Annotated in this window: 13 protein-coding genes; 12 read left to right on the top strand and 1 reads right to left on the bottom strand. The window is 71.4% G+C overall.

What is annotated here, in order from left to right:
* Positions 1-21 precede the first annotated feature (21 nt).
* Positions 22-963, top strand: a complete 942-nt coding sequence (locus ABZ848_RS17190) for a 5-dehydro-4-deoxyglucarate dehydratase (protein WP_360832106.1) — start codon at positions 22-24, stop codon at positions 961-963.
* A complete protein-coding gene (locus ABZ848_RS17185; RefSeq protein WP_360832104.1) occupies positions 960-2,123 on the top strand; it encodes a hypothetical protein in 1,164 nt (387 codons plus the stop codon). Before ABZ848_RS17190 ends, ABZ848_RS17185 begins: the two co-directional genes overlap by 4 nt.
* Here ABZ848_RS17185 and ABZ848_RS17180 read toward each other — a convergent pair.
* Complete coding sequence (locus ABZ848_RS17180; protein ID WP_360832101.1) at positions 2,060-3,295, bottom strand: MFS transporter; 1,236 nt, start codon at positions 3,293-3,295, stop codon at positions 2,060-2,062. The genes ABZ848_RS17185 and ABZ848_RS17180 overlap by 64 nt on opposite strands.
* A gap of 344 nt (positions 3,296-3,639) precedes the next feature.
* Here ABZ848_RS17180 and ABZ848_RS17175 point away from each other — a divergent pair, with 344 nt between their 5' ends.
* From ABZ848_RS17175 to ABZ848_RS17130, 10 genes are all read left to right on the top strand, one after another.
* Positions 3,640-4,401 carry an MBL fold metallo-hydrolase gene (locus tag ABZ848_RS17175; protein WP_360832099.1) on the top strand — a complete coding sequence of 254 codons (762 nt, stop codon included), beginning with the start codon at positions 3,640-3,642 and terminating at the stop codon, positions 4,399-4,401.
* Between the two features lie 149 nt (positions 4,402-4,550).
* Positions 4,551-5,219: a GntR family transcriptional regulator gene (locus tag ABZ848_RS17170; RefSeq protein ID WP_360832096.1), complete on the top strand. Its 669-nt coding sequence runs from the start codon at positions 4,551-4,553 to the stop codon at positions 5,217-5,219.
* On the top strand, positions 5,216-6,127 hold the full coding sequence (locus tag ABZ848_RS17165; RefSeq protein ID WP_360832093.1) for a dihydrodipicolinate synthase family protein: 912 nt from the start codon (positions 5,216-5,218) through the stop codon (positions 6,125-6,127). Before ABZ848_RS17170 ends, ABZ848_RS17165 begins: the two co-directional genes overlap by 4 nt.
* Positions 6,124-7,854 carry an L-arabinonate dehydratase gene (gene araD / locus ABZ848_RS17160; protein WP_360832090.1) on the top strand — a complete coding sequence of 577 codons (1,731 nt, stop codon included), beginning with the start codon at positions 6,124-6,126 and terminating at the stop codon, positions 7,852-7,854. The genes ABZ848_RS17165 and araD overlap by 4 nt, the downstream gene beginning before the upstream one ends.
* A 201-nt stretch (positions 7,855-8,055) precedes the next feature.
* A complete protein-coding gene (locus ABZ848_RS17155) occupies positions 8,056-8,973 on the top strand; it encodes a sugar ABC transporter permease (protein ID WP_360832087.1) in 918 nt (305 codons plus the stop codon).
* A gap of 8 nt (positions 8,974-8,981) precedes the next feature.
* Positions 8,982-9,854 carry a carbohydrate ABC transporter permease gene (locus ABZ848_RS17150; RefSeq protein WP_360832858.1) on the top strand — a complete coding sequence of 291 codons (873 nt, stop codon included), beginning with the start codon at positions 8,982-8,984 and terminating at the stop codon, positions 9,852-9,854.
* Positions 9,851-11,137, top strand: coding sequence for a pectate lyase (locus ABZ848_RS17145; protein WP_360832085.1), 1,287 nt, complete (start codon positions 9,851-9,853; stop codon positions 11,135-11,137). The genes ABZ848_RS17150 and ABZ848_RS17145 overlap by 4 nt, the downstream gene beginning before the upstream one ends.
* The gene (locus tag ABZ848_RS17140) at positions 11,134-12,279 is read left to right on the top strand and encodes a Gfo/Idh/MocA family oxidoreductase (protein ID WP_360832082.1); all 1,146 of its coding nucleotides are present in this window, start codon (positions 11,134-11,136) and stop codon (positions 12,277-12,279) included. Before ABZ848_RS17145 ends, ABZ848_RS17140 begins: the two co-directional genes overlap by 4 nt.
* The gene (locus ABZ848_RS17135) at positions 12,279-13,124 is read left to right on the top strand and encodes a PmoA family protein (protein WP_360832080.1); all 846 of its coding nucleotides are present in this window, start codon (positions 12,279-12,281) and stop codon (positions 13,122-13,124) included. The genes ABZ848_RS17140 and ABZ848_RS17135 overlap by 1 nt, the downstream gene beginning before the upstream one ends.
* The gene (locus ABZ848_RS17130) at positions 13,121-14,620 is read left to right on the top strand and encodes a family 43 glycosylhydrolase (RefSeq protein ID WP_360832077.1); all 1,500 of its coding nucleotides are present in this window, start codon (positions 13,121-13,123) and stop codon (positions 14,618-14,620) included. The genes ABZ848_RS17135 and ABZ848_RS17130 overlap by 4 nt, the downstream gene beginning before the upstream one ends.
* Positions 14,621-14,661 lie beyond the last annotated feature (41 nt).

Genomic DNA, 14,661 nt, shown 5'->3' with positions numbered 1-14,661 from the left:
CGCCTGCCTCAGGGAGAGCCCGTGACGACTGCCCCCCTCGCCGCTCGACTCAGCATCCCCAGCGGGCCGCTGTTCTTCCCCGTCACCGCCTACGGCCCGGACGGCTCGCCCGACCTCGACGCCTACCGCGCCCATGTGCGCCGCGGGGTCGACGCCGGGGCCGCCGCGGTCTTCGCGTGCTGCGGCACCGGCGAGTTCCACGCGCTCACGCCCGAGGAGTTCGAGACGTGCGTACGGGCGGCCGTCGAGGCGGCGGACGGGCGGGTTCCGGTCGTCGCGGGCGCCGGGTACGGCACCGCGCTCGCCGTCAGGTACGCGCGCGTGGCCGAGTCCGCCGGCGCGGACGGGCTGCTCGCCATGCCGCCGTACCTCGTGGTCGCCGGGCAGGAGGGGCTGCTGCGGCACTACCGCGAGGTGGCCGCCGCGACCGCGCTGCCGGTGATCGTCTATCAGCGCGACAACGCCGTGTTCACCCCGGAGACCGTCGTCGAGCTGGCCCGCACGGACGGGATCATCGGCTTCAAGGACGGGCTCGGCGACCTCGACCTGATGCAGCGCATCGTCAGCGCCGTACGCACCGAGGTCCCCGGCGACTTCCTCTACTTCAACGGCCTGCCGACCGCCGAGCAGACCCAGCTCGCCTACCGCGCCATCGGAGTCCCGCTCTACTCCTCCGCCGTGTTCTGCTTCGCGCCGGAGCTCGCGCTCGCCTTCCACAAGGCGCTGGAGGCGGGTGACGACACGACGGTGAACCGCCTGCTGGACGGCTTCTACCGGCCGTTCGTGGAGCTGCGCGCCCAGGGCCGCGGGTACGCCGTCTCCCTGGTCAAGGCGGGCGTACGGCTGCGCGGGCTCGACGTGGGGGAGGTCCGGCCGCCGCTGCACGAGCCCACCGAGGAGCATGTGAAGCGACTCGCCGAGCTGATCGAGCGCGGCTACGGGCTGCTGGAGGAAGGCAAGTGAAGGCGTCGACTTTCGTCTACCCCTGGGACGTCAACGGGGACCCGGAGGCCGCGGACCGTATCGCCGCGCTCGGCGTGCAGCAGGTGACGCTCGCCGCCGCCTACCACTCCACGCGCGCGCTCACGCCCCGCCACCCCCGCCACCGCATCGTCACGGCCGAGCACGCGGCCGTGCTGTACCCGGCCGGAGACCGTTGGGAAGGACGGGAGCTGCGGCCGTACGCGGCCGGCGACTGGGCGCCCGGCGACGCGTACGGCGAGGCCGCCGAGGCCCTCGCGGGCGCCGGCTTGGAGGTCCACACCTGGGTCGTCCTCGCGCACAACTCCCGCCTGGGCGCCGACCGTCCGGACACCTCGGTCGTCAACGCCTACGGCGACCGCTACCCGTGGGCCCCCTGCATCGCCCAGGCCGCCACGCGCGCGTACCTCGTCGACCTGGCCGCCGAGGCCGCCGTACGGCCGGGCGCGCGCGGCACCGAACTCGAATCCCTCGGCTGGTACGGCCTCCAGCACCTGCACGCCCACGACAAGACCGCCGGCGTCGGCCTCGGCGACGCGGGCCACTACCTGATGGCGCTCTGCTTCTGCCCGGCCTGCCGGGAGGGTTACGGCGAACAGGGCCTGGACGCCGACGAGTTGGCGGCCGCCGTACGCGACGCGCTGGAGCCGCTGTGGCAGGGCGCGCCCGACGACGGAGGCTGGGCCGGGGTGGAGAAGCTGCTCGGCGAGGCGAAGGCGGCGGCCACGCGCGCGTGGCGTGACGAAACCGCCCGCACACTTCAGGAGACGGCGGTCCGCGCGGTGCGCGAGGCGGCCCCCGAGGGCTTCCAGGTGCTGCTGCACGCGGACCCGGTGACGTACCACGTGGGCGCCAACCCGGGCGTCGACCCCGAGCACATCCTCTCCGTCGCGGACGGCGTGGTCGTGCCGTGCGCGGGCGGTACGGGACTGCTGACGCCGTTCGCCGAGCAGGGCCGGGAGGGTGCCGTGATCGCGGCCAACTTCCCGGTGGTGTCCGGGATGGGCGGCAGCCCGGGCACGCTGGCCGCGGACGCGGCGGAGGCCCGGGGCCGGGGCGCCACCGAACTGCGGCTGTATCACGCAGGGTTGGCGTCGGACGGCGACCTGGAGGCGGTGCGCTCGGCGCTCGCCGGGCTCTGAAACAGCGGGGCGGCCGTGACGAGCAGGAAGGCGCCGAGGGTGAGCAACACCGGCTGGTAGTCGAGGAGTTCGACGAGGGCAGCTCCTGCGGCCAGCCCAAGCACGTTCGGCGTGAACATCAGGGTGTTGGCGGTCGCGGCGGTACGGCCCAGCAGCGCGTCCGGCGTCTCGCGCTGCACGGCGGTCAGGGCGGCGATCAGGACGCAGGGCAGCCCGAGGCCGCTGGCGAGACTGGACGCCAGCGCCACCGGGTCGGCGGGGACGGCCCGCGCGGCGACCGCGACGCCGGTCAGGGCGATCCCGCAGGCCGCGAACCGGCGCTCGCCGAGTCGGCGCAGGGCCGGGCCGGAGACCAGCCCGACGGCGACCGAGCCGGCGCCCTGGACGGCGTACAGGACACCGGCGTACGCGGGGGAGCGGCCGAGGCCGTCGATGACGGCGTAGAGCAGCGCACCGGCCAGTCCGGCGCAGAACATCATCGTGCCGCCCGCCAGGACCAGGGGGCGCAGCCGCGCGTGCGACCACAGGTGGCCGGCGCCCTCCGCGGTCCGGGCCCACCAGCCGCCCGCGGGTGGTGCGGGCGGTTCCTCGCGGACCCGCAGCAGCGCGTACACGCCCGTGGCCAGTACGAACGTGAAGGCGTCCAGCAGGGCGACGCCAGGGCCGCCGTACGCCGCGAAGAGGCCTGCGCCGGCGAGCGGGGCGAGGAGCTTCATGCCCTCGGTCGCGGTCATGCGCAGTCCGTTGAAGTCGCCGAGCAGCGAGCGGTCGACGGCGGCCGCGACCAGCGCCGACTCGGCCGCGTCATGGACGACGCCTGTGGCGCCGTACACGAAGAGGACCGTGTAGAGGAGCCACAGCCGGCCGGGGGAGTCGACGGTGAGGAGGGTGAGGAGGAGGGCGGCGAGCAGGAGGTTCGCGGCGATGAGGAGGGGTTTGCGGCGGAACCGGTCGGCGAGGGTGCCGAGCAGGGGGCCGGCGAGCGTGGGGGCCCACATCGCGAGCAGGCACAGCGCGGCCAGGCCGTCCGAGCCGGTCAGCTGCTTGACCCAGACGCCGGAGGCCAGCCACAGCGCGGACGTCCCGAAGCCGGAGACCACGACGCCGGTGAGATACAGCCCGGCGTCGCGGTCGCGCAGGACCCGTACGACCGCCCATGTCGATGTCGTCATGGCTGGCCATCGTGGGGCTAAGGGCGTCGGTGGCGGATGAGGCAAGTGCCCTATAAACGGCGGGCGGGCGGCGGCGGGAACCCGTCGGAACCTGTCGGTCGTCCCCGGCCGGGCCGCTTACCTCAGCGGTGCGAGGCCATCCAGCTCTCCCACCACTTCCTCTTCGCCGCCGCGAACGACCCGAGCAGGGGCGGCGGCAGCTTCGGCCCGGTGATCCCGGTCCCGGCCGAGGCACCGATGCTGGACCGGGCGGTGGGGCTGAGCGGGCGGCGGGAGCTTGTGGGCGACGCAACGGTCGACAAACCGGAGGCGAGCCCGAAGGAGCGGCCCGTACTCTCCCTCCCATGGCGCTCACCCTCACCATCCTCGGCACCGCCTCCCCGCACCCCGGCCCGGACACCCCCTGCTCCGGCTACCTGGTGCGTGGGGGAGGGGCGGAGGTGTGGGTGGACGCGGGGTTCGGGAGCTTCGCGGAGTTGCGGCGGCACACGGATCCGGCGCGACTGAGCGCGATCTGGATCTCCCATCTGCACGCCGACCACACCGCCGATCTCCTCGCGGCCTGTTATGCGTTCGCGTACGGCGGGCTCACCCCCGTCGCGCCGATCCCCCTGTACGCCCCGGCCGGCTGCGCCGAGCGGCTCGCCGGGTTCTTCGGACGGCCGGACACCGCCTTCCTGAACGACGTCCTCGACTTCCGGACGCTGTACGGCGGGCACACCGTCCGGCACGGTGAACTGACCCTGACCGCCCATGCAGTCGAGCACGACACCGAGGCCTATGGACTGCGAGCCGAGGCGGAGGGCAAGGTCCTCGCGTACTCCGGCGACACCGGACCGTGCGACGGGCTGCTTCAACTCGCCGGTGGAGCAGACGCGTTCCTCTGCGAGGCCGACGTCGACGCCCATCGCGAAGGCGAACACGACCCGGTGCATCTGACGCCCGAGGAAGCCGGTGCCGGCGCCCGGCTGGCAGGCGGCGTACGGAAGTTGCTGGTCACCCATGTCGGCCCCACCCTCACCGTCGAGTCGGCCGTCGCCCGCGCCGCCTCGGCGTTCGGCGGACCGACGGCCCCTGCCCGAGTCGGCGAGACCCACACCCTCTGACGCGCAACCCCGACTTCCTTTGTCAGAAGCATTGACGAAACATGCGCCCCCTCCTACCTTCAACGCGTCGTACTTCGTACGTCATATATGAGACGCGATACGCGAGATCAGATACCCGAGATCTGATACGTGACTTCCGAGAGGCGCGCATGACCTCTGTGCCCATGCCGATCCCGTCCCGCACGCAGTTCGTGCTGGACGCGATCAAGCACCGCATCCTCACCGGGCAGTTGACGCCCGGTCAGGCCCTGGTCGAGACGGAGCTCGCCGCGCAGTTCGGGGTGTCGAAGACCCCGGTGCGCGAGGCGCTCAAGACCCTCGCCGGGACCGGGCTCGTCGTGATGAGCCAGTACAAGGGCGTCACGGTGCGCATGGTGGACGCGGACATGGCGCGCGAGGTCTACGACGTGCGGCTGCTGCTCGAGCCCGAGGCGCTGAAGCGGGCCGTCAGGCGCGGGGCCTCCCTCGATGCCGCGCGCGACGCGCTCAGCAGGGCCGACGAAGCCACCGACACCGCCGAACGCTCCCTCGCCAACCGGGAGTTCCACCGCGCCCTCTACCTGCCCTGCGGCAACCCGCTGCTCGGCCGGATGCTCGACGAGGTCCGCGACCAGGCCGCCCTGGTCTCCGCCGTCGCCTGGGCCGCCCAGCCCTCCTGGGAGCGGGAGGCCGGCGAGCACCGGGAGATCCTGCGGCTCGCCCTGGAGGGCGACGCCGAGGGCGCCGGACGTGCCCTCCACGACCACATCGCGTCGTTCGTGCAGCGGGCCTTCCCCGGCGCCCGCCTCGACGACCAGGCAGAGGAAGGCAAGGAATGAGCAGCGTGACGTTCGAGTCCCAGCGGGCGGCCCTGGCCGACGTGGTGGCGATCCCGGTGACCCCGTTCGCCGAGGACGGCTCCGTCGACGCCGGCGCCCACCGGACCCTGCTGCGTCGGCTGCTGGAGGGCGGCATCAGGACCCTCACGCCGAACGGGAACACCGGCGAGTTCTACGCCCTCACCCCCGAAGAGCGCCGCCTCGTCACGGAGTTGACCCTCGACGAGGCCGGCGACCGCGCCGCGATCCTCGTCGGCGTCGGCCACGACATACCCACCGCCGTCGCCTCCGCCCGGCACGCCCGCGAGCTCGGCGCCGGGATGGTGATGGTCCACCAGCCCGTCCACCCCTACGTCTCCCAGGCCGGCTGGGTCGACTACCACCGCGCCATCGCCGAGGCCGTCCCCGAGCTGGGCGTCGTCCCGTACATCCGCAACGCGCAGCTGTCCGGCGCCCGGCTCGCCCAGCTCGGCGAGGCCTGCCCGAACGTCATCGGCGTCAAGTACGCCGTCCCGGACGCCGCGAAGTTCGCCGCCTTCGCGCGGGACGCCGGCCTCGACCGCTTCGTGTGGGTGGCGGGGCTCGCGGAGCCGTACGCCCCCTCCTACTTCTCGGCGGGCGCCACCGGCTTCACCTCCGGACTCGTGAACGTCGCCCCGTCCGTTTCGCTGAACATGATTGAAGCGCTTCGATCCGGCGACTACCCGGCCGCGATGAAGGTCTGGGAGCAGATCCGCCGCTTCGAGGAACTGCGCGCCGCAAACGGCTCCGCCAACAACGTCACCGTCGTCAAGGAGGCCCTCGCCTCCCTCGGCCTGTGCCGCCGCGACGTCCGCCCGCCGAGCAGGCAACTGCCCGAGGGCGAGCGCGCGGAGGTCGCCGCCATAGCCGCCGGGTGGTCGATATGACCGACAGAAAGCGTCCGGAAGAGCTCAGAAGTCATCAGTGGTACGGCACCGAGGGGCAGTTGCGCACCTGGTCGCACAACGCCCGGATGCGCCAACTCGGTTACGAGGCCGAGGAGTACCGGGGCCGCCCGGTGATCGGGATCCTCAACACCTGGTCCGACATCAACCCCTGCCACGTGCATCTGCGCGAGCGCGCCGAGGCCGTCAAGCGGGGTGTCTGGCAGGCGGGGGGTTTCCCGCTCGAATTCCCGGTCGCCACCCTCTCGGAGACCTACCAGAAGCCGACCCCGATGCTCTACCGCAACCTCCTCGCGATGGAGACGGAGGAGCTGCTGCGCTCGTACCCGATCGACGCGGCGGTGCTGCTCGGCGGCTGCGACAAGTCCACCCCGGCGCTCCTCATGGGCGCCACCTCCGCTGACGTACCGTCAATCTTCGTTCCCGCAGGGCCGATGCTCCCCGGCCACTGGCGCGGGGAGACCCTCGGATCCGGCACCGACATGTGGAAGTACTGGGACGAGCACCGCGCGGGCAACCTGACGGACTGTGAACTGCGGGAGCTGCAGGGCGGGTTGGCGCGTTCGCCCGGCCACTGCATGACCATGGGGACCGCGTCCACGATGACAGCGGCGGCGGAGGCCCTCGGGATGACGCTGCCCGGCGCTTCCTCGATCCCGGCCGTCGAGTCCGGGCACGAGCGGATGGCCGCCGCCTCCGGGCGCCGGGCCGTGGAGCTCGCCTGGACAGGCCACAAGCCGTCGGAGATCCTCACCCGCGAGGCCTTCGAGGACGCGGTCACCACGGTGCTCGGGCTCGGCGGCTCCACCAACGCCGTGATCCACATCATCGCGATGGCGGGCCGAGCCGGGGTCGAGCTCACCCTCGACGACTTCGACCGCATCGCGCGTACCGTGCCGGTGCTGGCGAACGTCCGGCCCGGCGGACAGACGTACCTCATGGAGGACTTCCACTTCGCCGGCGGACTGCCCGCCTTCCTCTCCCGGATCACCGACCTGCTGCACCTGGACCGGCCGACGGTCAACGGCACGCTGGGCGAGCAGATCGAGAGCGCCGTCGTCCACGACGACGACGTCATCCGCACCCGCGAGAACCCGGTCGCGGCCGAGGGCGGGGTCGCCGTCCTGCGCGGCAACCTCTGCCCGGACGGCGCCGTGATCAAGCACATCGCCGCCGAGAAGCACCTGCTCAAGCACACCGGTCCCGCGGTCGTCTTCGACGACTACAAGACCATGCAACACACCATCAACGACCCGGAGTTGGGCATCACCGCCGACAGCGTGCTGGTGCTGCGCAACGCCGGCCCCAAGGGCGGCCCCGGCATGCCCGAGTACGGCATGCTGCCGATCCCGGACCACCTGCTCAAGCAGGGCGTGCGGGACATGGTCCGCATCTCCGACACCCGCATGAGCGGCACGAGTTACGGCGCGTGCGTGCTGCACGTGGCGCCGGAGTCGTACATCGGCGGCCCGCTGGCCCTGGTCCGCTCCGGTGACCTCATCACCCTCGACGTCGAGGCCCGCAGCCTCCATCTCCACGTGGACGACGAGGAGTTGGAGCGGCGCCGTTCGAACTGGAAGACCCCGCCCATCCGTTACGAGCGCGGCTACGGGGCGCTCTACAACGAGCAGATCACCCAGGCCGACACCGGCTGCGACTTCGAGTTCCTGGCCAGGCCGGGCAAGGCCCCAGATCCATACGCAGGCTGACTGAACCCACCCAAGGGGCGCGGGACTGTATCGATATGCGGCTCCGCCGCGTGGGCCCGACCAGCCACAACGAACACCGCACCCGCCACACAACAGCAAGAGGCACCCCGTACCGCGAAATACAGGCGGACCCCCGCACAGCGAGAAAGCGCTTCCTGCACCACGAAAGCAAGCCGCACGTACTGAGAACGGAGACCAGTGATGGCCCAAGCCGCTGTGGCGAACCCGCGGCGCCGTGCCTCCGCCACGCCCCGCAGGCTCCCGTACCTGCTGATCGCGCCGGCGGCCCTGCTGATGCTGGGCTTCATCGCCTACCCGGTCCTCAGCGTCTTCTACTACAGCCTGCAGAACTTCAACCCCACCAAGCCCTGGCGCAACGGCTACGCGGGCTTCGACAACTTCGTCCAGATCTTCACCAAGGACACCCAGTTCTGGGACACGCTGACCTTCAGCGCCAAGTGGGTCATCGTCGAGGTCGGGCTCCAGCTGCTCTTCGGCCTGGCACTCGCCCTCATCGTCAACCAGACCTTCGTGGGGCGGGCGCTGGGAAGGGCCCTGGTCTTCTCCCCGTGGGCCGTCTCCGGTGTGCTGACCTCAGCGATCTGGGTGCTGCTCTACAACTCCCAGACGGGCATCACCCGTTACCTCGCCGACGCGGGCATCGGCTCGTACGGCACCAGCTGGCTGTCGGACACCTCGACCGTCTTCCCCGCGGCGATCGTCGCCGACCTCTGGCGAGGCGTCCCCTTCTTCGCGATCCTCATCCTCGCCGACCTCCAGTCCGTCTCGAAGGACCTGTACGAGGCCGCCGAGGTGGACGGCGCGAGCCGCCTCAAGCAGTTCTGGCACATCACGCTGCCGCACCTGAAGGACGCGATCGTCCTGTCGACGCTGCTGCGCGCGGTGTGGGAGTTCAACAACGTCGACCTGCTCTACACGCTGACCGGCGGCGGCCCTGCGGGGGAGACCACCACCCTCCCGCTGTACATCGCCAACACCAGCGTCGACGCGCACAACTTCGGCTACGCATCCGCTCTGACCACGGTGGCGTTCGTGATCCTGCTCTTCTGCTCGATGGTCTATCTCCGGCTGAGCAAGTTCGGAGGTGACGAGAAGTGATCACCGAGATCGCACCCGCTCCCGAGCGAGTGGAGCCCCGGCCGGCCAAGTCGCGCGGAAAGCGCCGCGCCTGGGACGAGGTCCCCCGCTGGCACATCTACCTCCCCCTGTCGATCTACGTCCTCTTCACCCTGATCCCCTTCTACTGGATCCTGCTCTTCGCGCTCCGCCCGGCCGGCTCGACCTCCCTCGTGCCCTGGCCGATGACCTTCGACCACTTCGAGAAGGTCTGGAACGAGCGGGCGTTCGGCACCTACTTCCAGAACAGCGTCCTGGTCGGCGTCGCGACCCTGGTGATGACGACCCTGGTCGCGCTGGCCGGCGGCTACGCCCTCGCCCGGTTCAACTTCCGGATCAAGAAGGCGTTCATGCTGGCCCTGCTCTGCACGCAGTTCGTGCCGGGCGCGCTGCTCCTGGTCCCGCTCTTCGAGATCTTCGCCAACCTGCGGATGATCAACTCCCTCGCCAGCGTGATCATCGCCGAGACGGTCTTCCAGCTGCCGCTGTCGATGATCCTGATCAGCGGCTTCATCCGGAACGTGCCGTACTCGCTCGAAGAGGCCGCCTGGGTCGACGGCTGCAACCGCTTCACCGCCTTCCGGATCGTCGTACTCCCGCTGCTGCGGCCCGGGTTGATCGCCGTCGGCTCCTTCGCCTTCGTGCACGCCTGGAACCACTTCCTGTTCGCCCTGATGTTCCTCAGCGACCAGAGCAAGCAGACCATCCCGGTCGGCCTCAACACCCTGATGAGCGCGGACAGCGTGGACCTGGGGGCGCTGGCGGCGGGCGGCATCATCGCGGCCGTACCCGTGGTGATCGTGTTCGCCTTCATCCAGAAGTGGCTGATCACCGGCTTCAGCGCGGGGGCGGTGAAGGGATGAGACTCCGTCAGCTCGCCGTCGCCACGGCCGTGTTGGGAGTGCTCTGCGTCCCCGCACACGCTGAGGCCCGTGACATCAGCCGCGACACCCTGCCCGCGAACGACGGTTGGGCCGCCGAAGGCACCGGCACCACCGGCGGGTCCGCGGCCGACGACGCCCACGTCTACACGGTCACCGACCGCGCCGGCCTGGTCCGTGCCCTCGACGGCGGCAGCGACACCCCGAAGATCATCAAGGTCGCCGGGACGATCGACGCCAACACCGACGACGACGGCCACCACCTGGACTGCGCCGACTACGCCACCGACGGCTACAGCATCAAGAAGTACCTCACCGCCTACGACCCCCGCACCTGGGGCTCCGCCAAGCCCAGCGGCGCCCAGGAGGACGCCCGCCAGGCCTCCGCCGCCAGGCAGGCCGAGCGGGTCACCCTGCCCGTCGGCTCCAACACCACCATCGTCGGCCTCGGCGACGCCGTCCTGAAGGGCGCGAACCTCCAGGTCAGGAACGCCAACAACGTCATCGTCCGCAATCTCGACCTGCGCGACGCCTACGACTGCTTCCCCGTCTGGCAGCCCAACACCGGCGGCCTCGGCGACTGGAAGACGTCGTACGACAACATCTGGCTGACCGGCGCCACGCACGTCTGGATCGACCACATCACGGCGAGCGACAAGGGCCACCCAGACGCCGACGAGGCCACCTACTTCGCCCGCAACTACCTGCGCCACGACGGCCTGCTGGACATCACCAACGGCTCCGACCTGGTCACCGTCTCCTGGAGCCGCTTCCAGGACCACGACAAGGCGATGCTCATCGGCAACAGCGACTCGGCGACCGGGGACCGCGGCAAGCTGCGGGTGACCCTGCACCACAACCAGTTCGAGTCGGTCGTCCAGCGCGCGCCGCGTGTCCGCTTCGGGCAGGTGCACGTCTACGACAACCGGTACGTGGTGCCGGAGGGCAGCGAGTACCGCTACTCGCTCGGCGTGTCCACGGAGTCCGGGATCTACGCGGAGAACAACGCCTTCCACACTCCGGGCCACGTCGAGGTCGCCGACCTCGTGAAGAGCTGGAACGGCACGGTCCTCCACCAGACCGGCACTCTCTTCAACGGCTATCCGGTCGACCTCCTGGCCATCTACGACGCCTACAACTCCGGCAGCGAGCGCGATCTGACCGCGGACGTCGGCTGGACGCCTACCCTGCACGGAAAGATCGACAGCGCTGCTACGGCCGACCGAGAGGTGGCGCGCGGCGCGGGCGCAGGGAGGATCCCATGAGCACCGTAGACATCGTCCTGGCGGGCGCGCGCGGCCACGGCCGCTGGCACCTGGACAACATCCGCCGGCTGCAGGACAAGGGCATCGTCCGGCTGGCGGGGATCTGCGAGCTGACCCCGCTCGCCGCCGACGAGATCCCCGACGGGCTCGGCACGCCCGAGCAGTCCCCGGACTTCGGCGCCCTCCTCGACTCCACCGGGGCCCGGATCGCGGTGATCTGCACGCCGATCCCGACCCACACCGACCTGGCGCTGACCGCCGCGCGCAAGGGTGTGCACCTGCTGCTGGAGAAGCCGCCGGCGCCCTCGTACGCCGAGTTCCGCCGGATGGCCGACGGGGTCGCCGAGGCGGGCGTGGCCTGCCAGATCGGCTTCCAGTCGCTGGGCTCACACGCCGTGCCCGCGATCCGGGACATGGTTGCCGAGGGGGCGATCGGCGAGGTCGTCGGGATCGGCGGGGCCGGGGCCTGGGTGCGCGCCCAGGCGTACTACCGGCGTGCGCCCTGGGCGGGGAAGCGGCGGCTGAACGGCGTCGACGTCATCGACGGCGTGCTGACCAACCCCCTCGCGCACGCCGTCGCCACCGCCCTCGCGCTGAACGGCTCGACGCGCGCCGAGGACGTCACCGACATCGAGCTGGAGCTGCTGCGCGCCAACGACATCGAGTCCGACGACACCTCCTGCGTCCGCGTCAGCACCGCGCAGGGCCGCCGGATCACCGTCGCCGCCACGCTGTGCGCCGAGCGCGACGACGAGCCGTACGTCCTCGTGCACGGCACGCGCGGCCGGATCACCTTCTGGTACAAGCAGGACCGCGTCCTGCTCCAGCGCGCCGACCACGGCCCCGAGGAGTACGAGTACGGCCGCACCGACCTGCTGGAGAACCTCGCCGACCACCTCACCGACGGCACGGAGCTCCTGGTCACACCCGACTCGACGGGCGCTTTCATGACGGTTGTTGAAGCGATTCGACAGGCTCCGGACCCGACCCCGCTCCCGTCCGACGCCTGGCGCCTGATCCCCGAAGAGGACCGCAGGGTCGTCCCAGGCATCGACGGCCTCGTCGCGGCCTGCGCGGACACCCTCTCCACCTACTCCGAGCTCGGCGCCACCTGGGCCCTACCGAAAGAGGTGAGCACCTGATGACGACCAACGACTCGCCGGTCCTGCGCGTCGCGGGCCGCCCGGTCGGCCGTTACGTCACCCGGCCCGAACTCCCCGCCCGGCTCTCCCCGCGCCCCTACCTCCACCCCGTCACCACCCTGGCCGGCACGGCGGTCACCGAGCTGAGTCCCGCCGACCACATCCACCACCTCGGCGTCGGTGTCGCCGTTCCCGACGTCGAGGGGCACAACTTCTGGGGCGGCCGTACGTACGTCCGCGACCAGGGCCCGACCGAGCTGGACAACCACGGCGCCCAGCGCCACAGCTCCTTCCAGCTCCGCGACCCCGACGGCTTCGTGGAGGAGCTGCGCTGGGTCGCCTCCGGAGCCGAGCTGCTGCGCGAGCGCAGGACGGTCGCCGCCACCGAACTCACCGACTCCGCCTGGGCGTTGGACTTCACCTTCTCCCTCACCAACGTCACGAACGGCCTGCTCTCCATCGGCAGCCCGGCCACCAACGGCCGCCCCGGCGCCGCGTACGGCGGCTTCTTCTGGCGCGCCCGCAAGGAGCGGCAGGCACCGGACGTCTTCACCCCCGACCGCGAGGGCGAGACGGAGGTCCACGGCACCCGTGCCGACTGGCTCGCCCTCGCCGGCGCGAACTGGACCCTCGTCTTCGCCGGCGCCACCGAACAGACCCGCCGCGACCCGTGGTTCGTGCGCACCGCCGAATACCCGGGCGTGGGCTCGTCGTTGGCGTACGACGAGCGGCTGCCGATCGAGCCGGGGGAGACCTCGGTACGGCGCGTCGTGACCGTCGTCGCCGACGGCCGCCTCGGCCACGACGAGGCAACGGTCCTGGTACGCAAGGCGGTGAGCCAGTGACGTACACGAATCCGGTCCTGAACGCCGACTGGTCCGACCCCGATGTCGTCCGCGTCGGTGAGGACTTCTACCTCACCGCCTCCAGCTTCGGCCGTGTCCCCGGCCTGCCCCTGCTGCACTCGCGCGACCTGGTCAACTGGACGCTGGTCGGCCACGCACTCCAACACCTGGAACCCGCCGGCGAGTTCGCCACTCCCCGGCACGACTGCGGGGTCTGGGCGCCGTCGATCCGGCACCACGACGAACGGTTCTGGATCTTCTGGGGCGACCCCGACCAGGGCATCTTCCAGGTCAACGCCTCGGAGATCAGGGGCCCTTGGTCCCGCCCGCACCTGGTCAAGGAGGGCAAGGGCCTGATCGACCCCTGCCCCCTGTGGGACGAGGAGACCGGCGAGGCCTACCTCGTGCACGCCTGGGCCAAGTCCCGCTCCGGCGTCAAGAACCGCCTCACCGGCCACCGTATGGCACCTGACGGGACGTCACTTCTCGACGAGGGCAAGCTGATCGTCGACGGCGACCGGATACCGGGGTGGTTCACCCTTGAGGGCCCCAAACTGTACAAGCACGACGGCTGGTTCTGGATCCTCGCCCCCGCCGGGGGAGTCGAGACCGGCTGGCAGGGCGCCTTCCGCTCGCGCGGCTTCTTCGGGCCGTACGAGGAGAAGACCGTCCTGGAGCAGAAGGACACCGAGGTCAACGGACCGCACCAGGGCGGTTGGGTGCGCACGGCATCGGGCGAGGACTGGTTCCTGCACTTCCAGCATCGGGGCGCGTACGGCCGTGTCGTGCACCTCCAACCCATGCGCTGGGGGGCCGATGGCTGGCCGGTGCTCGGGGTCGACGGCGCCCCCGTCGCCGTACACGCGAAGCCCGACCTGCCGCCGCAGCCGGCCGCCGCGCCCGCGACCGACGACGACTTCCCCGGCGGACGCTTCGGCCGGCAGTGGAGCTGGACCGCCAACCCGCAGGACGGCTGGGCTCCGCACCACTCGGGGGACGGGCTGCGGCTGTCCTGCGTCCGCTCGGCCGACGCACATGACCTGCGGAAACTCCCGAACGTCCTTACTCAGCGGCTGCCCGGCACGCCGTCCGCCGTCGAGGTCGCGCTGAAGCTGCACAGCGAGGAGCCGGGGGCGCGGGCGGGGCTGGCCGTCCTCGGGGACGCGTTCGGGTGGATCGGGCTGGAGCGCGGGGCCGACGGGGTGGTGCAGGTCGTGCACCGGTTCGCGGAGGGCGTCGCCGAGAGGGAGCGGGACGCCGATCGTCCGCGGCTCGCGCCCGAGGGGCGGGTGCGGCTGCGGATCGAGATCGGGGCCGGGGCGCGCTGCCGGTTCTTCTTCGACCTCGGCGACGGTCCGGTTCCGTCGGGGCCCGTCTTCGCCGCCACCCCCTGGCGCTGGGTCGGCGCCCTGCTCGGGCTGTTCGCGCTCGCGCCCGTCGGGCCGGGTCACGCCGGCGCGGCAACCTTCACGCACTTCAGGATCGACTCCTTGTAGCCCAGCGCAGTAACCCACCGCATCTGTACGCCTGTTGGGAG

The sequence above is a fragment of the Streptomyces sp. NPDC047081 genome (assembly GCF_040643775.1).
Classification (GTDB): Bacteria; Actinomycetota; Actinomycetes; order Streptomycetales; family Streptomycetaceae; genus Streptomyces.
This window is presented reverse-complemented; position numbering and strand designations above follow the sequence as displayed.